The organism is Deltaproteobacteria bacterium (assembly GCA_017302835.1).
Lineage (GTDB): Bacteria > Bdellovibrionota > Bdellovibrionia > Bdellovibrionales > Bdellovibrionaceae > UBA2316.
In genome coordinates, this window is record JAFLCC010000002.1 from 109447 (window position 1) to 129041 (window position 19595).

At 37.4% G+C, this 19595-nt stretch carries 19 protein-coding genes; 8 read left to right on the forward strand and 11 right to left on the reverse strand.

Annotated elements, in window-relative coordinates:
- Positions 1–45: 45 nt before the first annotated feature.
- Entirely contained in the window at positions 46–510 is a 465-nt protein-coding gene (locus J0M15_02480) for a hypothetical protein (GenBank protein ID MBN8535893.1), read from the forward strand.
- A gap of 67 nt (positions 511–577) precedes the next feature.
- Here the strand turns inward: J0M15_02480 and J0M15_02485 are convergent, their stop codons facing one another.
- The 4 genes from J0M15_02485 to J0M15_02500 form a co-directional block, all read right to left on the reverse strand.
- Entirely contained in the window at positions 578–1924 is a 1347-nt protein-coding gene (locus tag J0M15_02485; protein MBN8535894.1) for a hypothetical protein, read from the reverse strand.
- 121 nt (positions 1925–2045) lie between these two features.
- Positions 2046–3041 carry an aminopeptidase gene (locus tag J0M15_02490; GenBank protein MBN8535895.1) on the reverse strand — a complete coding sequence of 332 codons (996 nt, stop codon included), beginning with the start codon at positions 3039–3041 and terminating at the stop codon, positions 2046–2048.
- Between the two features lie 59 nt (positions 3042–3100).
- Positions 3101–3700, reverse strand: coding sequence for an outer membrane beta-barrel protein (locus J0M15_02495; GenBank protein MBN8535896.1), 600 nt, complete (start codon positions 3698–3700; stop codon positions 3101–3103).
- 68 nt (positions 3701–3768) lie between these two features.
- Positions 3769–4683: a TonB family protein gene (locus J0M15_02500; protein MBN8535897.1), complete on the reverse strand. Its 915-nt coding sequence runs from the start codon at positions 4681–4683 to the stop codon at positions 3769–3771.
- 133 nt (positions 4684–4816) lie between these two features.
- Between J0M15_02500 and J0M15_02505 the strand changes: the two genes are divergently transcribed.
- The 4 genes from J0M15_02505 (at position 4817) to J0M15_02520 (ending at position 8718) form a co-directional block, all read left to right on the forward strand.
- The gene (locus tag J0M15_02505; protein ID MBN8535898.1) at positions 4817–5326 is read left to right on the forward strand and encodes a PilZ domain-containing protein; all 510 of its coding nucleotides are present in this window, start codon (positions 4817–4819) and stop codon (positions 5324–5326) included.
- Between the two features lie 50 nt (positions 5327–5376).
- Positions 5377–6732, forward strand: coding sequence for a PhoH family protein (locus J0M15_02510; protein MBN8535899.1), 1356 nt, complete (start codon positions 5377–5379; stop codon positions 6730–6732).
- Positions 6733–6807: 75 nt separating this feature from the next.
- The gene (locus J0M15_02515) at positions 6808–7221 is read left to right on the forward strand and encodes a MaoC family dehydratase (protein MBN8535900.1); all 414 of its coding nucleotides are present in this window, start codon (positions 6808–6810) and stop codon (positions 7219–7221) included.
- Between the two features lie 21 nt (positions 7222–7242).
- Positions 7243–8718: an NAD(P)H-hydrate dehydratase gene (locus tag J0M15_02520; protein MBN8535901.1), complete on the forward strand. Its 1476-nt coding sequence runs from the start codon at positions 7243–7245 to the stop codon at positions 8716–8718.
- Positions 8719–8753: 35 nt separating this feature from the next.
- On the opposite strand, the gene J0M15_02525 is transcribed toward J0M15_02520, so the two are convergent.
- Positions 8754–9098 carry a hypothetical protein gene (locus J0M15_02525; GenBank protein ID MBN8535902.1) on the reverse strand — a complete coding sequence of 115 codons (345 nt, stop codon included), beginning with the start codon at positions 9096–9098 and terminating at the stop codon, positions 8754–8756.
- A gap of 299 nt (positions 9099–9397) precedes the next feature.
- Here J0M15_02525 and J0M15_02530 point away from each other — a divergent pair, with 299 nt between their 5' ends.
- A complete protein-coding gene (locus J0M15_02530) occupies positions 9398–9823 on the forward strand; it encodes a CBS domain-containing protein (protein MBN8535903.1) in 426 nt (141 codons plus the stop codon).
- Here J0M15_02530 and lpdA read toward each other — a convergent pair.
- From lpdA to lipA, 3 genes are read right to left on the reverse strand one after another with little or no spacing between them, the layout of a single operon-like run.
- Positions 9789–11267, reverse strand: a complete 1479-nt coding sequence (gene lpdA, locus J0M15_02535; protein MBN8535904.1) for a dihydrolipoyl dehydrogenase — start codon at positions 11265–11267, stop codon at positions 9789–9791. The genes J0M15_02530 and lpdA overlap by 35 nt on opposite strands.
- A 32-nt stretch (positions 11268–11299) precedes the next feature.
- Positions 11300–12919 (reverse strand): dihydrolipoyllysine-residue acetyltransferase, encoded by a 1620-nt coding sequence (locus tag J0M15_02540; GenBank protein ID MBN8535905.1) that lies wholly within the window; start codon positions 12917–12919, stop codon positions 11300–11302.
- Positions 12920–12976: 57 nt separating this feature from the next.
- Positions 12977–13903, reverse strand: a complete 927-nt coding sequence (gene lipA / locus J0M15_02545; GenBank protein ID MBN8535906.1) for a lipoyl synthase — start codon at positions 13901–13903, stop codon at positions 12977–12979.
- A gap of 346 nt (positions 13904–14249) precedes the next feature.
- On the opposite strand from lipA, the gene J0M15_02550 reads away from it, so the two are divergent.
- Positions 14250–14756 carry a purine-binding chemotaxis protein CheW gene (locus tag J0M15_02550; protein ID MBN8535907.1) on the forward strand — a complete coding sequence of 169 codons (507 nt, stop codon included), beginning with the start codon at positions 14250–14252 and terminating at the stop codon, positions 14754–14756.
- 1 nt (position 14757) lies between these two features.
- On the opposite strand, the gene J0M15_02555 is transcribed toward J0M15_02550, so the two are convergent.
- Positions 14758–15576 (reverse strand): DUF4423 domain-containing protein, encoded by an 819-nt coding sequence (locus J0M15_02555; protein ID MBN8535908.1) that lies wholly within the window; start codon positions 15574–15576, stop codon positions 14758–14760.
- Between the two features lie 280 nt (positions 15577–15856).
- Between J0M15_02555 and J0M15_02560 the strand changes: the two genes are divergently transcribed.
- Positions 15857–16231: a hypothetical protein gene (locus tag J0M15_02560; protein ID MBN8535909.1), complete on the forward strand. Its 375-nt coding sequence runs from the start codon at positions 15857–15859 to the stop codon at positions 16229–16231.
- A gap of 13 nt (positions 16232–16244) precedes the next feature.
- Here J0M15_02560 and pflA read toward each other — a convergent pair whose 3' ends face one another.
- Positions 16245–16979: a pyruvate formate lyase-activating protein gene (gene pflA / locus J0M15_02565; GenBank protein ID MBN8535910.1), complete on the reverse strand. Its 735-nt coding sequence runs from the start codon at positions 16977–16979 to the stop codon at positions 16245–16247.
- Positions 16980–17024: 45 nt separating this feature from the next.
- A complete protein-coding gene (gene pflB / locus J0M15_02570; protein ID MBN8535911.1) occupies positions 17025–19289 on the reverse strand; it encodes a formate C-acetyltransferase in 2265 nt (754 codons plus the stop codon).
- Between the last annotated feature and the right edge of the window lie 306 nt (positions 19290–19595).

Here is a 19595-nt window from a genome sequence, read left to right on the forward strand (position 1 = left end):
GAGTCATATGCGTAACTCCTGCAGTTTTTAGAGCGGGAGAGTTTGGTGAGACGTTTAATTTCCATTTTCTTTTTAATGTTTTCAACTGCATTGGCTGAGTCAAATTTTAAGGCAAAGCTTCAGTTGGAAGACCTTTTGATTTGGAAAATTTCAGATGAATTAAAATTAACAACGGAGCAAGAAAAAAAAATCTCAGACATCATTAAGTACTTAAATAAGAAAAAGTCCGCCAACTCGCAAGAAATCGAAGTCCTCACTCAAAGAATTATTAAAAGTGAAGACGAGAAAGTTAAAAATAAAGCATTTTTGGATTTAAAAAAAAAGTTAAGTATTTATAATTTAATTTCGATTGAAGAGTTGGACAAAGTTAAAGGTGTTTTAGGTATTAAAAAGTTAGGTCAATACCTAGAGCTTAAAAAGGATATTTCGGAAAAAGTGAAAAATATTATTTTGCCTGCGGATAAAAAAGGAGAAGTAAAACTTCCTCCTCCTAAAATCACTGAAGAATAAATCTGCTAAAGATATTTTGGAGACAGGCTCATTTTATTACAGACTACATGAATGATGTTACAAATTCCTAATGGGAACTGGTATTATCCTCGTCACCATTGATGCCAATTAAGTTATTAGAATCACCTTTCCTCATCATGTCCTGGTAGCTCATTTTTATTCCCCCGTTGCTATACGACTCTACGGCTTGCATCAAAGTAATTGAAGAAGGAGCAATGGATAAAAATAAAGTAGATAAACCGTTAGTGATAATATCTAAATTTTTCGTTCCAAGAGGGTCTGTCGTCGTTCTTTTTAAGTTGAGATACTGACTATTATAATAAGGGTAGGAGCTACAGCTATTAAAAAAGTAAATTTGATATCTATTTTGATTAGCCTGCAATTTCAGAGTGGAATGATTTTGTATCAAATCAAGGTTTAGATATTCACCCAATCCTGAATGGCCAGCATAGAGCATGATTGAAGAATTCATTAATGAGTTTGATAAAAACTTATGAAAACTCATTCCATCATAAATAGTAGAAGCTCCAAAAAATATTCTATAGGTTACTTTTCCTTTAGGGGTTGTTTTTACTAATTCCTCAACAAATGGCATTTGATTATAATAACCTAATTTGCCAAAAAAAAGTTGTAGTTCTTGGTTTGTCCACACATGACCTTTGTAACCCCACTGAGAAAGGACCAATTTTATTTGTCGGTAAGACTGTGCACTCAAATCCCTAGATGATTGAGGGTTCCAATCTAAAGAAGAATTGTCCATACCAAAAAGAATATCGAAAGTCAGTTCTCCATTGACGAAAAGCCGATCATATTCAGGAAAAGTGAGTTTTGTATTTTGAAGGTATTGAAGTTGGCCTTGAACGCTAAAGTAATCAACATTTTCTTTTAGGTTACATCCATAGGCTTTGGGGTTGAAAAAATACCAAAAATAGCCTTCTTGCGGGTGCTGATCATCGGTACAAGGATAAAGATTAGCTGTATTATTGGTTAATGATTTCACCCAAATTTCATAAGGTCGGATTGGAAGAAAAAATGAATAAGAATTGGGCCCTTGAGAAATAAGAATTCTTCCAGAGTAGGAGTAATCCGCTCGCCAAGTGTTGCTATTTACCTGTTGGGCTCTTAATATTTGAAAAGTGTGGTCCCCCTTAGGAACAGCCTGTCGATTTTGGTTTGAAAAAGCCCCAAATAGGAATGACAATTGTTTATCAATGGCCGTTTTATATTCTGTATCTCTGGGTTGAGACGTTTTAAATAATTCTACAGAATAATTAAATTTAAGCTGCGCCTCTTGGGCTGAGGGACTGTAAAACCGATAGCGGTTAGGTGGAGAATAGGTTCTATTTAGATTTGGTGTAAAAGTTTGTGAAAAAGAAAATTGAGTCACCCAAAGAAAAAAACATAGAAACTTCATATTTACCTCTTAGTGCTTTATTATCTATGGAGTATAAAAGTAGAATGCAAGCTATTTGTAGGTCGTCAGGATAACTTAACACCCTTTTGTGGACTCAATTTAAGACGTTTCAAACACGGGCTTACTTCTTTAGTTCCAGGATTCTTTCTTTTAGCTTTTGGGTGGGATTAGACGTTTTTTCAAGTTTTTTACACTCTTCTATAAATTTTACAAAACTGTGGCCAACTAAATTAAATAGCAATTCAAAATCATTAAGGTCTTTCATGTAAGTTTTATAGACAATGAGCCTCGCATTATTGAGATCCCATGAATCGAAGTTGAGCCAATGAGAAGTTTTAAGAAGAGGTTTGACTTCAGTTTTAAAATTTTCTTTTATGGCAATAAATTTTTGTTGTCGGAGTTCTTCTTTTTTCTGTGATTCTGATAATTGAGTATACCATTTTTCAAGTTTGGTGAGTTCATTGGTAATAAATTTAGAAAACAACTCATCGTCATGATTTTCATTTTTGGTGATCTCAATTGTTTTCGAATTTTCACCTTCTTTTTTTAGGTAAAATAGTTCCATTCCTTTATTTCCCAAAAAGGTGGCCATTCGTTCATTAAAATCAGCCTCACTTTTAATGTATAATGTTGCATGAACAGACTCATGGATAATGGTATTAACAAGATCGTAATCTTTGTACTTCATCATGCTTGAAAGAAGAGGATCTTTGAACCAACCCAAAGTGGAGTAGGCACTCACTCCACGAACATAAACGTCTAGCCCTTGCAATTTAATGTTTTCTGATTCTTCTTTGGCCTCAAGTTCCGAAAAATAACCTTTGTAGGGAACTTTTCCAACAAAAGGAAACTCCCAAACATAAGCTTCGAGGTTCCATTTGGGGGAAGCGCTAACAACATAGCTAACATAGGGACGGTCGAGCTTAACAAAAGTGGAATAATTTTTTTTTACATTAAGGCTTAGATCTACTTCAGCAAATTGTCTAACTTCTTGAGCCAAAAGTAATTTATTTTTTTCATCATCAGTGAGTCTTTGATCTTTAAGGGCTTCTTCTATAGGTACTCTTTGGTTTAAGAGGCTTGCCTGATTGTAAGCGCTTTTCATCAAATAGCCCATCTGGCATCCAGAAAGAAGAAAGGACATTAGGCTGAAAAAAACGCCACGTTGCCAGAGTATTATAGAACCCATGTTAAGCCAGCGCGGATAGAGTTATCTTCAATGGTTGATTTGTTGTTGGCAGAATCTTTAGTTTCAGTTCTCCAAGCATCATAGCTCAGTTTCAAACCAAAAGTATCAGTTAAAGGAATTTTTATTCCTGCTCCGTAGCTAGGAGAAACGGAGTTGATGGGGTCTGTGTCATAGATAAAAACATCAGAATTTTTTGTACTCATTGTTTTTTCAATTTGTGAGATACCCACTTTTAAATAAGGTTGAATTATTGATTTTTTATCTGCCAAAATAAAAATGAAATCAGAACCATAAACTTTAACTTTTTGTAAGGTGGTCTGCTGTTGGAAGCCCGTTCCATTGTAAATCGTTTCTTCTCTGAGTATTGAAGCCGTGGTATAACTTAATTCAATTGCAAGCTTTTCCATGAAATAGAAAGATACGGATCCTGTGGTCGATTCCATATTGTTGAAGTTATCAGCATTAAAATAGGTTTTTTTTTGAGCGTAAGAAACGGCCAGCTCGGTAACTATGGCCTCTGACTGAAGTGATAGGAAAATGAAACTTAAAAAAAGCAGAATCACACGTGAATTATTTTTTTTCCTCATAGGGATATGCTAACAGTTGAATGCCGAGTCGTCTTCATGAGACAGATTAATTTAGACTCGACTTTAGTTTATTTAGCAGTATAGACAGGGCTGTAGTTGACATGAAATGAATATCTTAAGTGGATGTAACCATCAGATCTGAGCATTTCCTTGGGAGGATTTGGAAAAATTTTGGCGTCTTCAAAGGCAAAAATAGCTGATTGATCAAACCGAGAAACACCAGACTCCCTAAGGACCAGGGCCTTTTTTAAATTTCCTTGAGCATCTATCAAAAACTCTACTTCAGAGATCCATTCGCTTTTAGAAACATTGGTTAAGACCCTGGACCTATTCAGTTGCTCCATAGCTTCGCGAATTTTTGTTTCCCAACGAAACCGAACCAAATCTTCAACGCGAGAGTAAAATGTATAAAATTGAAATTGATCTGTATTTAGGGCTGTGAAATCACCAACGGAAACATCGTCAGGTAAAGATTCACCTAAAGTGGACGCTCCGTATTTTTCGTTGGGGTATAACTCTAGGGGTTTGTAGTCAGATTTTTTTTTGTTTGAAGAGGTGTAAAGCTCTGAAGTTTCAGGAACCTTAGCCTCATTCTTAGGGGACTTAATATCCCTTTGAATTTGTTCTAATTTTTTGGCAATAAGTTCTTTTTGGTACTTAGGTGTTGAAAAATTATTAGAAGTTTTGCCGGACAGCTTGGCTTTAGTTTCAATAAGTACCCGTTGGGTGGCTTCGGAAAGGAAGCGAGCTTTTTCTTTAGAACTCTTATCCACTTGGGACTCAGGAGGGAGAGCGCTACGAACAATTTGCTGATGGTCTTTTTCGTCAATAATTTCAATATCCAAAGGTTTGACTTTTTCGATGATAAGGGAACTTCGAGCTGTCGTTATTTTGTTTAGCCATTCTTGAGGCATAAAAAAAACCACTAGGACCAAAATAAGGTGAAATATCAGACTGAAGCTAACTCCCAAAAATAAATTCATTTGTATCAATTTAGAACAAAAAGTCCCCAAATTCCACAAAAATGGCTTAAGTTTGAAACATTTTCTCCGATGAGTAGATGGAATGATATGATAGACGAGTGATATGATGGAAGGATCCATTTAGGGGGTTTGAGTGGGTAAAATTTTAGACATTGTGGATAGGTTAAAGTCGAAAAATCATCAAGGGTTAAAAAATTCAAAAGCAAAGGCGCCTGTTTTAGATATCACCGAGGCGCGCCAAGAAATAATTAATTCTGAAAGACGTGAAGTTAAAAGAACGATACTCACTGAATTTATTGGTGCCTTTGCGGTTCTTCCAGAGCATGGATTATTGCGTGTGGCTGTTTATGATATTTCTGATAATGGAATTTCTTTTGATTTAGAAATGGGCAAGGGAAAGTTTTCTCCAGACGAAGAAATTGCCATGAGAGTCTACTTAAATCACAAAACTTATTTTTCTTTCGTCGTTGTTGTTAATAATTCAAGATTGATTCCCAGTGAAGAAGTGGTTCGCCATGGTACCAGTTATGTGAAAGGCACCGTAAATGACGTTGCGTTACATCATTTTGTTAAGTTTATTGAAACGGTAAGTGCGAGTCTGAAAACTGATGATGGCGATATTCAAGTCTCAAATATTTCTTGATAGTTATTCCCTTTAGTTGGCATCCTGTAAGTGACAGTTAAATGACAGTCATGTCGCTAAAGGAGCTGAACAAATTGAATAAAGTAAATCCAAATAAAAAAAAGAAAATTGTAGTTGATACGAATGTGATCCTCTTTGATTCCCAAGCTATTTTAAAATTTGGTGAAGGTGATATCCATATTCCCATTTCGGTCATTGAAGAAATTGATAGATTTAAAAGAGATCAGGGCGAAAACGGAAGAAATGCGAGACAGTTCAGTCGTTTTATTGATGTGCTCAGGGCCAAGGGATCTTTATCTAAAGGTGTGCAGTTAGATAATCATTCAGAAACCTTCGTCTATATTAACACCGATTTGATGTTTGCAGGGATGTCCACAGAACTAGACCAGATGAAGGCTGACAATCGCATTTTGATGACCGCATTGTCTTTGCAGAAGCAACACCCAAGACATACGGTTGAGCTGATTACGAAGGATATCAACCTTCGAATCAAAGCCGATGTGTATGGTATCACGGCAAAAGATTATGAGCCCAATAACGCTTCCGAAAATGATCTCTACGAAGGCTATCTTGAGATTGAGCTTACTTCGGCTCAAATCGATTCTTTTTACAAAGAAAAAAAATATTTAGCTCCTGATTCTAAGCTCATTGCTAATCAATATGTTATTATGAAAGACCAATCAAACCCCAATCATTCCGCCGTAGGCAGGTATTCCTTTGCCGATAAAGCTATCGTTCCTTTGCTTTCCCCATCAGATAGTATTTGGGGAATCCATGCAAGGAATGCGGAACAGGCATTTGCCTTGGACTGTCTTTTAAACGATGAGATTTTGTTTGTTTCCTTAGTCGGAAAGGCTGGCACAGGAAAAACCCTTCTGGCGATTGCTGCAGGTCTTCATAAGACTCTAGATGAGGGCAGATTTCAAAGACTTTTAGTCTCTAGGCCCATTTTTCCAATGGGAAGAGATATCGGGTATTTGCCTGGGGACATTGAGCAAAAATTAAATCCATGGATGCAGCCTATATTTGACAATGTTGAGTTTCTTATGGGGGCAGATAAGAAAGCTTCGGGCAGAGCTCAAGAATTGATCAATCAAGGGATGTTAAATATTGAGCCTCTGACCTATATTCGTGGAAGAAGTATTCCAAAACAATATTTAATTGTCGATGAAGCTCAAAACTTAACTCCTCATGAAATCAAAACAATTGTTACACGGGCTGGCCGAGGTACAAAAGTTGTCTTGACGGGGGACGTTTATCAAATTGATAATCCCTACGTTGATTCTGCAAATAGTGGTTTGACCTATGCGGGAGAAAAGTTTAAAGGTCATCCTATAGCGGCTCATGTCACTTTAACGAAGGGCGAACGGTCCGAGTTGGCAGAATTAGCGGCTAACATTTTATAATGTTTTTACGGATACATTTAATACATGTAATACATTTAATTCATGAGGGAGTTAAGAGATGGAGTTGAGTTTATGATGGCTGCGAATATTAAATTTGATACGGGTTACAAGTGTTCGATGTCTGTTCAGGTTACTGATAAAATGGTACACCAATTTGCCGAAATGAGTGGCGATTTTAACCCAATTCACTTTGATGAAGCCTACGCAAGAACAACTCGATTTGGACAACGGATCGCTCATGGAATGATTGCGGGGGCTTTGTTTTCAAGAGCTTTGAATGAAAACATGGGGCAAGGTGGAATTTATTTAAGCCAGACGATGAAATTTTTATCTCCTGTATTTATAAATGATACTCTCACTATTGAAATGCATGTCACGGGAATGAGGAAAGAAAAAGGAATTGCCTCCGTTGAAACCATTGCGAGAAATCAAAAAGGAGAAGTTTGTGTTAAGGGCGAAGCTGTTGTGATGGTGGCTTCGAACGTTTAGTTACCATGAGCTCAACCTATTATGAGAATGTTAAATAGAGAAGAATCCCTGCTATTAGACAAGTTAGCTAGCACACAGTTTGATATCTCTATCGAAAAATTAATTCATAGTGCCGCATCGGGGATGCTTCTTAAACTGGAAAGTCTTTTTGAATTTGCAAAAGACAGTATTCGAACTCCCTTGGGGACAATGGAAGGTATGATTTTTCTCATTGGCCCAGGAAACAATGGGCAGGATGGCCTTTGTCTTTCAAAGCTGATCGCTAATAAATACCCTTGTCTAGCTATTAAAATATGTAATTATCATGAGTTCTCTAAACTTCCTGATTTCTTAGAAGACCAATGGGTGCACCCCATGTTGGTTATCGATGCTATTTTTGGGGTTGGTTTGAATCGAAACTTAAATGATGAAACCATAAAGATCATTGAGAAACTAAATTCCAAAAAAAAACTATTTCAAATTATTTCTTTAGATGTTTCTTCTGGCCTCGATGCCAATACAGGAAATGAATTTGGAACTGCCGTGAAGGCTGATTATACCTTAGCTTGTGAGTATCCTAAAGTGGGCTCGTTTTTAAATTGTGGGCCTTACCGTTCGGGAAAAATTATTAGAATTTCGATTGGATTCCCAAAAGAGTTGATTAGAAAAGTGGTGCTTGATTTTCGATTGGTTCAAAAAAAAGAAGCGAAGCTTCTTTTTCCCCAAAAAAACCCCTTAGGAAATAAATCCAAGTATGGACATCTTCTCATAGTAGCCGGTTCTAAAAAAATGCCTGGGGCCTTAAGACTTGCTTCTGAAGCGGCGTCCAGGTCTGGTGTTGGTTATGTCACATTGGCCTTAGAAGAAGATTTGCTAAAGAACTTAAAAAATGTAAAAGAACTACTTCCTGATTTTTTATACATATCTAAAGAGGAACTGTTAAACTTATCGAATGAAGAAATGAATAAAAAATATTCTGGGTTTTTGTTTGGACCAGGATTAGAGCCGAGTTTACAGAACCGAAAAATACTTGAAAAACTGTTAAAATTGAAAATAAAAATTCTCATTGATGCTGAAGGTATAAATTTTATCGCCCATTTTAAAATGAAACTTCATGAAAACTGCCTTGTGACACCTCATGCGGGAGAACTTTCAAGACTCATTGGAATGTCTGCAAAAGAGATAGAAAGTGAAAGAATTTCTGCTTGTAAAGAATTTGCTAAAAAATTTGCAAAGGCCACCCTTTTACTTAAAGGGCCAAAAACTATGATTTATGATCAGAGAAAATTTTATATAATTTCTAGCGGAAACAAAGCCTTAGCAAAGGCTGGAACGGGAGATGTCTTAGCGGGAATCATTGGATCTTATTTAGCCCAAGGTCTTTCTGTTAATAAAGCATCTTGTTTAGGGGCCTATATTCACGGAAGTCTTGCTGACAAATGGATTCAAGACGGTAACAACTTCCAATCCCTTTTAGCCAGTGATTTAGTAGAAGGTTTAAAGAACTATTCAGTTTAAATTTATTTTAGTTAATAGGTTTAGTTAAATCTGAACTACTGGCAAACAACTTGTTTACCCGTAGCATACTCTATTAAGGTTTTACCTTTGCACAGAGCCGCTACACATTGATAAGTCGTATTAAGTCCATATTCATAGTACTGAATGTACAAACCTTGACATTGACCTGGATAGGTCTGACTTAAACAATAATATTGATCAATGGTCTGCCCAGCCGTATTAACGCAGTTTCCGTTTAACCATCGACCGTTAGAATTATAGAAGCTGTTATACATCCCATTGGGATTATACATACCATTGTTATAGTAATTGGGATTATTCATGGCATTTGTTGCAGGGTTTGGTTGTGGACAGAAACTTGGATCGGCATTTACATTCATAGTATAATCGTAACAAACACCGTTGTTGTAATTGTATTGGTGAGGAGCAACAACTACGGGTGCAGGAGTATTAGAGTTTGAATCACTTTTTTGGCATGAAATAGTTATTCCTGAAATAAAAATTAAACACAAAACTAATTTTTTCATCTGAAACTCCTTACTTCAAGATTAGTGATGAAGTATGATGACGAGATAAATATACCCGAATTTTAAAAATAAATGGAAAATTATTGGGGATGGGGTAAAACCTATAGGTTTGTTGATATTCTAGACAGTTTTTAAGGGTAAAGGGGAAGAGAATGAAAGGGAAAGTTTCGATTCATAAAACAACAGTGAAAGATATAATGACATCACCGGTGAGTTCACTAAATACCGTTATGACAATTAAAGAAGCTATCACATTTCTCATTGAGAATAAAATCAGTGGTGCTCCTTTACTAAGGCAAGATGGAGAACTTTTAAGTATCATCAGTGAAATGGATTTAATGAGAATAGGGGTTCTTGAAAATGTAGATACCAAGCTAGCTCTTTGTGTTGAAAAATTACCAAAAACAACAAAATTAATTACAATAACAAAGGACAAATCCTTTGCAGAACTTTTCAAACTATTCTTAGAGAATCAAATCCGCCGAGTATTAGTCATCGATAACAGAAAAAGACCTATTGGGATTGTCGCCCGTAGGGACATTCTTAAGGCCTATTTGACTCATGTTGAAAACGAGTAGGTTCTCGATGTAAAGGCTTTTGAATAATATGGATAGCATGACCCAAAGTAGCTTCAGCGGCCTCCATCATCGTTTCTCCCAATGTAGGATGAGGATGTATAGTCAACGAAAGATCTTGCATTCTTGCTCCCATCTCAATGGCTAAGGCGGCCTCAGAAATTAAATTCGAAGCTTCAGGGCCAACAATATGAACTCCTAGCAAGATATCACTTTCACTAGCAATCATTTTAACAAACCCATCGGTTTCAAGCATGGAAACAGCTCTTCCGTTAGCGGCAAATGGAAATTTTCCTATTTTTAAATTTTTGTATCCCTTACTAAGGGCTTCACTTTCAGTTAAGCCGGCAGAAGAAATTTCTGGATCTGTGAAAACAACAGCTGGAACTGTTTTGACATCATAGGCCCTCGGACTCCCTTTGATGATTTCAGCAACCATAACCCCTTCGTAGCTGGCTTTATGGGCCAGCATAGGTTGGCCACAAAGATCACCAATTGCAAAAATATGTTTAAGGTTCGTTCTTCGTTGAGCATCTACTTTTACAAAACCGCGCTCGTCGATTTGCACTCCTAGATTTTTCAGATGAGGCTGATCTCCATTCGGCCTTCTGCCAACGGTGACCAAAATCTTATCTGCTTTTAGAACCTGGTTTTTACCATCTAACTCAACAATCACTTCATATTCATTGCCTACTTTTTTCTGCGATTTTGCCTTGGCATTGAATAACAAATTAACACCTTTTTTTTGCAATCGTTTAGAAACAACTTGGGCACATTCTGGATCAACAACACCAGCCAAAAGACTTCCCTGAGCTTCAACAACGGTCACCTCAGAGCCAAACTTTTTTAGATAGCTTGAAATCTCTAAACCAATATAACCTCCACCAATAGTGACTACTCTTTTAGGAGGGTGATCTAAATCTAGGGCCCCTGTAGAAGAAATAATATTTTTTTCATCAAATTCAAAACCAGGAATCTGAATAGGACGAGAACCAAGAGCTAAAATAAAATTTTTAGCTTCTAAAACTTCCACAGATGAAGAAGCTTCGGATGAAGTAGATTTTTTTGAAGGAATGACTTTGATCTGAGTCGGACTTACAAACTGACCTTCACCATTAAAGACAGTTACTTTGTTCCCTTTCAAAAGCTGGTTAACTCCCATGGACATACGTTCACAAACGCTTTGTTTCCAAGAGAGCAGTTTTTTGTAGTCTACTTTTGGCTTGGAAATCTCAAACCCCATTTTGGGAAAATCATTTTCCATTTTATCCAACCAGTGGGCTGCGGTGATCATTGCTTTGGAGGGAATGCATCCAACATTTAAACAAACTCCACCGAGAGACTCCTTCTCAATAATAGCTGTATGGAGTCCCAGTTGGGCGCATTTAATAGCTGCCACATAACCGCCAGGTCCACTTCCCACAACGACAACATCAAATTTTTGCATACTAAATTCCTTTTTTTCTAAATAAGTTAAAGCTATTGCATGTCCAACATCAAAATGGATGGCTTTTGAATTCGAGCCAAAAATGATTTTAAAAATCTAGCGGCTACGGCCCCGTCTATTAATCGATGGTCAGCGGTAATCGTGTAATTCATGATTTTTTGATTTTTTACGGCTCCAGTTGAATCTAAATAAAGACGATCTTGGATTTTGTACATTCCAAGAATAGCGACTTCGGGATGATTGATAATGGGAGTTGCATAAGTGCCCCCAACTGACCCGATATTGGTAATGGTGATCGTGGCCCCTTTCATTTCGTCAGGTTTTAACTTTCCATCTCTGGCCTTCTTAGAAAGTTCTAAAATTTCTTTTGAAAGTTCTAAAAGACTTTTTTGGTCCGCATTCTTAATTACAGGAACAACGAGTCCATTGGGTGTGTCGGCAGCAAAACCGAGATTAAAATACTTTTTATAAATAATTTCCTGTTTTTCATCATCAATGGAAGCATTAAACATAGGGAATTCACGTATTGTCGCGATCAAAGCTTTCATGACGAAAGGTAAGTAGGTGATTTTAGTGCCAGCTTTTTCAGCGACCTCCTTAAGGGACTCTCTCCAATTGACAAGCTCAGTGACGTCAGCTTCGTCCATTAAAGTAAAGTGTGGGATAATATGCTTGGCCATTTGCAAATTTTCAGCAATTTTTTTCCTGATTCCCTTAAGAGGAACTCTCTCTTCTTCATTGGCTCTTGTTGACGAGTAACCAGGTTTTGGCAGGCTCAGAGTCGTCTTTTCCGTTGGACTTTTTGTTTCTACAGACTCTGTGGTTTTCATCACATCTTCACGGGTAACTCGGCCAGCTAATCCAGTACCAGAAAGGGTATTGATGTCCACCTGTAATTCTCGAGCTAATCTTCTGGTCGAAGGAGTGGCAAGCACTTTAGAATCCATCACAGGTGGAAAAATTTTGGCAGCATTTGACGCCGAAGAGGATGAGGAAGAAACTGCAGCCGCAGGAGCCTTGACTAAAGGAGCAACTGGGGCTTCCTTTATCTTTTCAGAGGGCATGGACGTCGAACTTCCAGAAATTTGAATCGTAGCTAAAGGAGAATCAACTTTAACCACATCTCCAGCTTTAAATTTCAATTCAGTGATCACTCCCCCTTTAGGCGAGGGGATTTCGACAGTGGCTTTGTCGGTCATTATTTCAGCCAAGCCTTGGTCAGGTTTGATCGTATCTCCCACCTTCACAAGCCATTTAATGAGCTCACCCTCGCTCACTCCTTCGCCGAGTTCAGGGAGTTTTATAGAGTAGGTTGTTGTTCCGGCGCCAGAGGAAGAGGCTTGAGGAGCTGATGCTTTGGAAGAACTGGCGAGTGCCTTTGCTACGGCGGGTGTCGAAGCTGTTGCTGAAACATTTTGTTCATCTAACACCATGAGAACCGTTTCTACTTTAATCACATCTCCGGCTTTGAATTTAAGATCTTTTACAACTCCGGCTTTGGAAGAAGGAACCTCCACGGTGGCCTTGTCGGTCATGATTTCTGCCACACTTTGGTCTGGTTTAACGAGATCCCCTATCTTAACTAACCACTTGATCAATTCACCTTCGGTAACTCCTTCTCCAAGTTCCGGCAATCTCAAATCATAAGTCATTGAATTCTCCTTTTTCAATAAATCAAATCTTCCAATTAAAAAAATTAAGCTAACGTACTAACTCGGGTTATTAGAATTTTCCATTTCTTTTTTCTGTTTTTCAATAATTCCCCTCATGAAAAATTCGCCGGCTCGGTAAGAGCTTCTCACTAGGGGGCCAGAAGCCACATACAAAAAGCCCATAGTTTCAGCAATATTTTGCCATTCTTTAAATTTTTCCGGAGTGACAAACTTTTCCACTTTCAGATGTCTTTCCGTAGGTTGCAAGTATTGACCAAAGGTCACGACATCGCAGCCAACATCGCGAAGATCCTTTAGGGTTGATAAAAGCTCTTCATCCGTTTCACCTAACCCCAACATGATAGAGGATTTAGTATACATTTTGCGATCAAGAGTCTTTACATGTTTTAAAACTTTTAGAGATTGCCAATAGTGAGCTCGAGGATCGCGAACTCCTGGAGTGAGTCTTTCTACGGTTTCAACATTGTGAGCAAAGACATCAGGTTTGGAGTTTACAATCACTTCGATTAACTTTTCATCTCCGCGAAAATCGGGAGTTAGAATCTCAACAATTAGATTCGGAGAGAGTTTTTTTATGGTCGCAACGGTTCGGGCAAAATGACCAGCGCCTTGGTCTTCTAAATCATCACGATCGACACTGGTAATGACGACATATTCTAAATCCATTTGAGAGATGGAATAGGCTACTTTCTCGGGTTCAAAAGGATCTATCGCACCTTTAGGATTTCCAGTTTTAATATGGCAAAACCGGCAACCTCGGGTACAGACTTCTCCCATAAGCATAAATGTAGCTGTTCCTCCACTCCAACATTCACCCATATTTGGACATTTGGCTTCTTGGCAAACGGTGGCCAATTTTAATTCCCCTAACATGTCTTTGATGCGGGAATAATTCTCGCCACTGGGGGCACGGACTTTAAGCCAAGATGGCTTGGGGGTATATGATTTTTTAGATAGGGTCATCGTAGGCTCTCTTTAGTTTTGCTGCTTTCTCTGCTTTAATTATATAGTCAATTTGTAGCCTAAAAGAGTATAGAGAGCAATAGGTCCGAGGGCTTAGTTTGCAATAGTTAAGTTTTTAATGAAACCCTATTTAAAGAGCTATCTGACCTTTTGGGGACAGGCTCTTAAAGGAATCTAATAGTTCAAGTGCGTCAAAATGAGACTTTTGGGAGTTCTTTGTGTCGGTTAGTGGTTTTAGCTGAAATAGCCTATCAAAAATAAAGTCCTTTAGAAAATTAAAATATAACCGATCTGGATGTGTATTCGTAATTGAAAATTATTTAGATCGATAATTTAAGAGAAAGGCATGAGTATGAACGATGTTTCCTCAAATCAAGAAAATCAGACTGAATTAGGCGGTCGTTACCTTTGTTTTACTTTGGGAAAAGAAAAATTCGCTATCCCATTGCTTCAAGTTAAAGAAGTTTTAGGGACCGTGGAAACAACGGCGATTCCTCAAGCTCCTCCTCATTTTAAAGGGATTATGAATTTACGTGGGCAAGTAATTTCTGTTATTGATTTAAGGTTAAAACTTAAGCTAGGGAAGCCAGAGGCTCATTCAGAAACGACGTTTATTATTCTGGACTTTGCTCCCTTATCTTTGGGAGTCATCGTTGATTCAGTTGATAGTGTCGTTGCTATTGAGGGAAAAGATATCAGCAGAACTCCTGATGTTGAATCTAATGTCAAAACTGAATTTATTCAGGGAGTGGCTCGAAGTGAAAAGGCTTTAACTCTTATTTTAGATTTAAAATTGGCTCTTAATGCTGATGATTATAAAATACTAAAAGAACAAAACAATAAAGCTGCCTGATTTATATCTGTGGGGAAAACAGATCTAAACACATGACAAATAATTCATCGCTACCTCCAGCATGAATCTTTTTTTGAATTTTCTTTATATTTTCTAATATTTGTTTTTTGATGAACTCATAACTTTCATGATCCAGAGTAAACAGACTGGAAAAATGAAGATCGTTATGAGTATTCATTTTAACAATAGAGGCCATGGCTTGAGATCTTCTTAGAATATGTAAATTATAATTATGAATGGATTCTTTAGAAAAATGAATATTTGGATTTTTATTGATCCATAGGTTTTTTTCAAAATCGACAAATCCATACTTCTTTAGCTCTAAGAGAGTACTTGATATAACACTTTTATCAGTTTTTAATTTTAAACTTAAAGATTCGACGCTTTGATACTTAGGTGAGCTGGTTAGCATGTGAATATAGGATGGAAGTAATGATGAAAAATAAAAGCTCCAGCCTTCGTCTGAATTGACTGCCGGAGTTGCGTCAGAATGGTATAAAAGCTTTTCAGATTCCAGTTTATTCGTTTTAATTTCATTGAATAAGAAGGATTTTAGTTCTTTCGTAGCGGCTTTTGAATATCTTACAAGTAAAAGAAAGTGATTTGTTTCTAGAGCTGATAATTTAAAAAAAGTGGTGGTTAGGTAGGCCTGATCATCTGTCAAATCATTTTTGCTTTTTAAAACTTGATAAATATATGAAGATTGACAACTCAAATGTTTGGCAAGTTGACTTTGAATTCCACGCGTAGAGTTTTCTGAGTGTAAGCGCTGATTAAGAAAGTCCTTGTAGTTATTAAAATTAAAAACACTGTCGTTCATAAGCCTTATATGAACTAAAACATTTAAGATTGGCAAAGATTATTTATAAAATTGAATTGATTGGATTGAAAGATTTCACGCAGATACGACCTATTGATCTTCACATTTGATTTGAAAATAATTCATTATTATTAATATAAAAAATCACTAGATATTTTATAATATAAATATAGCAAATAGCATAATTTCTGTATAGGTTGAGCCCACTTAATTAAGTAAAAAGAAGAATAAGAATATAAAATAGGTATAAAATAATTTTAATAAATTTAAGGAGAGTTATATGAAGTTTTTTAAGTTTTTTGTTGTTTTAAATTTTCTAACATTGGCAGTCCTTGCCGGAGGATCATTAAGTAACGGACCTACTGGTTATCAATATTTAGATTGCACTGGTAAATCAAATAAAAATGCAGTTAGGTTGGCTGTTAAGGTCATTATGGGAAAAGGAATCGTTTTAAGTTATGCTGAAGAAGGAAAGGCCGCTCACTACAATCTTGTAACTGTTGAAGAGAATACTTCAGGTGTTAGTATTTTTAAAGGAACCCCCATGTCAGTCGTCGTTCCAAATAATCAAGTTCCAAATCCTAACAATACTTTTGTAGCTAATTTATACGTAGACCAAAAGCTTGCAAACACATTGGTGTGTACTAGATTTTAATTATTAATTATTTTTAATAAACAGGACAAGTTAGATGTTCTTTAAAAATGGATTGTGCCATAGCTACCTTTTCTGGGGCTGGTGGCACTGTTTTTTTTAAGGAATACTCAAGACCAAGCTCTTCCCACTTGTATTCACCTAATTTGTGAAATGGTAGAATCTCTACTCTTTTAAGAGTCTTAAGAGTCGCAGCAAATCTGGCAACACCTTCGATGTTTTCTGAATCGTCGGTAAGTTCAGGAACGAGAACAAAACGTAACCAGATGGGTATATCTCTTTCACTTGCAACTTTTGCAAATTCTAATGTTGGTTCCAATTGAACATGGGTAAGCCGCTCATAGAGTTCACGTTTCCATGATTTTATATCAAGCAGAATTAGATTCACATAGGGTAGCACTAAATCCATCGCCGCATGGGATGCAAAGCCAGAAGTGTCTAGTGCCGTGTGAAATCCTTTTGCCTGGCACTCTCTTAACAGAGAAGAAACAAATTCTGGTTGCAGCAAAGGCTCACCCCCGCTAATGGTAACGCCGCCATGGCCATGGTCCGTATAAGCATGGTACTTTTCAATTTCATGCATCAGCTCATCAACTGTAGTTTCTTTTCCACCGTTGGGATTGCGAGTGTCTGGATTATGACAATAAAGACAACGAAGAGGACAGCCTTGAGTAAAGATAACAAAACGCAACCCCGGCCCATCAACCGCGCTGCCAACTTCGTAAGAATGAATTCGACCTTGAGTTTTCAAAATAACGTCCTCATATCAAAAGAACTTCAACAGAACTTTTACATATCACATGTATTGATGAAAAGTTCTGTTAATAACTTCCAATTGTTGTTCGCGAGTCAATTTTACAAAGTTTACGGCGTAACCTGAAACACGAATGGTTAATTGAGGATGTTTTTCTGGGTGATCCATGGCCTCAAGAAGGGTTTCTCTATTAAGAACATTCACATTGATATGATGTCCTCCTTGCTTGAAATACCCGTCTAAAATATTTGTTAAATTATCTACTTGATCCGCTTGATTTCTTCCAAGGGCGGTAGGTACGACAGAGAAAGTATTCGAGATACCGTCTTGAGCCGAAGCATAGGGTAACTGTGCCACTGATGCCATAGAAGCTAGGGCGCCGTGGGTGTCGCGACCATGCATGGGATTTGCTCCCGGAGCAAAGGCTTCGCCTTTTTTTCTTCCATCAGGGGTGCTGCCTGTTTTTTTACCATAAACGACATTGGAGGTGATAGTTAATACAGACATGGTGATATTAGAATTTCGATAAGTTTTTTGTTGTAATAACTTGTCATTAAATTTTTTAACTAAACCCTTTGCAATAAGATCTACACGCTCGTCATTATTTCCATATTTAGGAAACTCGCCTTCGGTTCTAAAATCAGTCACAAGACCTTGGGCGTTTCGAACAGGATAAACTTTAGCGTAGCGAATAGCTGATAGAGAATCAGCTACCACGGACAAACCAGCAATTCCCGTAGCCAACTTTCTTTCGATATCTCTTTCATGTAAAGCCATTTCCAATCTTTCATAGCAATACTTATCGTGCATGTAATGAATTACATTCAACGTGTTTACATACAAATTAGCTAACCAATCCATCATGACATCATAGCGCTCCATGACCATATCAAAATTCAAAACCTCATCAGTAATGACTGGTAACAAGGGTCCGACTTGCTCACCGCTCACTTCATCCTTTCCTCCATTTATTGAATAGAGTAGGCATTTAGCCATATTGGCGCGGGCTCCAAAAAATTGCATTTGTTTTCCAACCTTCATTGCAGAAACACAACAAGCTATCGCATAATCTGTGCCGTACATTGGGCGCATTAAATCATCACTTTCATATTGTACAGAACTAGTATCGATAGATACCTTCGCGCTAAATTCTTTAAATCCTTTGGGCAAGCTCTCTGACCATAACACTGTCAAGTTGGGCTCTGGAGCCGGGCCTAAATTATATAAAGTTTGCAAAACCCGAAAACTATTTTTAGTGACAAGGGTAGTTCCATTCAAAGCCATTCCACCTACACACTCGGTAACCCAATTAGGATCTCCTGAAAAAAGATCATTATATTCTGGTGTTCGAGCAAAACGAATCATTCGTAATTTCATTACAAATTGATCCATTATTTCTTGAGCCTCATACTCTGTTAATTTAGCGTTCTTTAAGTCACGTTCAATATAGATATCTAAAAAGGAAGAGACTCGACCTAAAGACATGGCAGCACCATTTTGTTCTTTGGTAGCTCCAAGATAAGCAAAATAGGTCCATTGAACCGCCTCTGTCGCTGTTGAGGCTGGTCGACCCAGATCAAAACCATAAGTCTTTGCCATTGTTTTCAACTCTTGAAGGGCGCGCATTTGTTCAGAAAGTTCTTCTCGAAGCCGGATAGTGTCCTCATCCATATTTCGGTATTCTAACTGCAATTTTTCTTCAGATTTAGCTTGGAGTAATAAATCAATTCCATAAAGAGCCACGCGGCGGTAGTCACCAATGATACGTCCACGCCCGTAAGCATCTGGTAGACCAGTGATAATTCCAGATTTGCGAGCGTCCTTCATTTCTTTGGTGTAAACATCGAAGACCCCTTCATTGTGAGTTTTACGATGTTTGCTAAAAATTTCTTCTGTGGCTGGAGACATCTTATAGCCAAATGCTTCAAGAGCACTCATGGCCATGCGATAACCACCATTAGGCATTAACGCTCTCTTTAAAGGTTTCTCAGTTTGGAGTCCCACAATTGTTTCTAAGTCTTTATTTATGTATCCAGGAGCGTGGGAAACAATGCTAGAGACAACTTCTGTATCGGCATCCAGAACTCCTTTTTTAATTTCTTGAATCATTAATTCTTTGACTTGTTTCCACAATTTTTCAGTTTTATCTGAGGCTCGACACAGAAATTCATCATTACCCAGGTATGGCGACACATTTTTAGAAATGAAATCTTGAACATTAATTTCAGAACGCCAATCACCAGCAGAGAAACCCTCCCACTCGGGAGAAGTATTTACAAGTTTAAGAAGAGGTAGAATTTGTTTCATTGAATAACTCCTTTTAGATAAAGTAACAACAGTATACTCCTGTTTTTTCTTACTTGAAAGGGTTAGTTTGGAGATGTAATTGGGACAAATTAAACAGGATAAATAAAACAGGATAAACTAGAGCAACTAACCAAGAATTTCCGATAGGAACGTCATTTCAAATGGTTAAAAGAACTGTCGGAAAATTTAATCAGAATATCGAATCCCACTCAAAAACGGGGAACCACCAAAACACCCAAAAAAGTGCCATTCTTTGTCACTCGTTCAGGGGGGGGACTTGAATATTAGGCCTCAGTCGTCTCCTTC

Coding starts and splice junctions, on each gene's coding strand:
- J0M15_02550 (MBN8535907.1), top strand. CDS start 14,250: ATGAGTATGAACGATGTTTCCTCAAATCAAGAAAATCAGACTGAATTA.
- J0M15_02500 (MBN8535897.1), bottom strand. CDS start 4,683: ATGAATTTATTTTTGGGAGTTAGCTTCAGTCTGATATTTCACCTTATT.
- J0M15_02520 (MBN8535901.1), top strand. CDS start 7,243: ATGAGAATGTTAAATAGAGAAGAATCCCTGCTATTAGACAAGTTAGCT.
- J0M15_02530 (MBN8535903.1), top strand. CDS start 9,398: ATGAAAGGGAAAGTTTCGATTCATAAAACAACAGTGAAAGATATAATG.
- J0M15_02515 (MBN8535900.1), top strand. CDS start 6,808: ATGGCTGCGAATATTAAATTTGATACGGGTTACAAGTGTTCGATGTCT.
- J0M15_02560 (MBN8535909.1), top strand. CDS start 15,857: ATGAAGTTTTTTAAGTTTTTTGTTGTTTTAAATTTTCTAACATTGGCA.
- J0M15_02490 (MBN8535895.1), bottom strand. CDS start 3,041: ATGGGCTATTTGATGAAAAGCGCTTACAATCAGGCAAGCCTCTTAAAC.
- J0M15_02485 (MBN8535894.1), bottom strand. CDS start 1,924: ATGAAGTTTCTATGTTTTTTTCTTTGGGTGACTCAATTTTCTTTTTCA.
- J0M15_02525 (MBN8535902.1), bottom strand. CDS start 9,098: ATGAATGTAAATGCCGATCCAAGTTTCTGTCCACAACCAAACCCTGCA.
- J0M15_02555 (MBN8535908.1), bottom strand. CDS start 15,576: ATGAACGACAGTGTTTTTAATTTTAATAACTACAAGGACTTTCTTAAT.
- J0M15_02510 (MBN8535899.1), top strand. CDS start 5,377: ATGTCGCTAAAGGAGCTGAACAAATTGAATAAAGTAAATCCAAATAAA.
- lipA (MBN8535906.1), bottom strand. CDS start 13,903: ATGACCCTATCTAAAAAATCATATACCCCCAAGCCATCTTGGCTTAAA.
- J0M15_02495 (MBN8535896.1), bottom strand. CDS start 3,700: ATGAGGAAAAAAAATAATTCACGTGTGATTCTGCTTTTTTTAAGTTTC.
- J0M15_02540 (MBN8535905.1), bottom strand. CDS start 12,919: ATGACTTATGATTTGAGATTGCCGGAACTTGGAGAAGGAGTTACCGAA.
- pflB (MBN8535911.1), bottom strand. CDS start 19,289: ATGAAACAAATTCTACCTCTTCTTAAACTTGTAAATACTTCTCCCGAG.
- lpdA (MBN8535904.1), bottom strand. CDS start 11,267: ATGCAAAAATTTGATGTTGTCGTTGTGGGAAGTGGACCTGGCGGTTAT.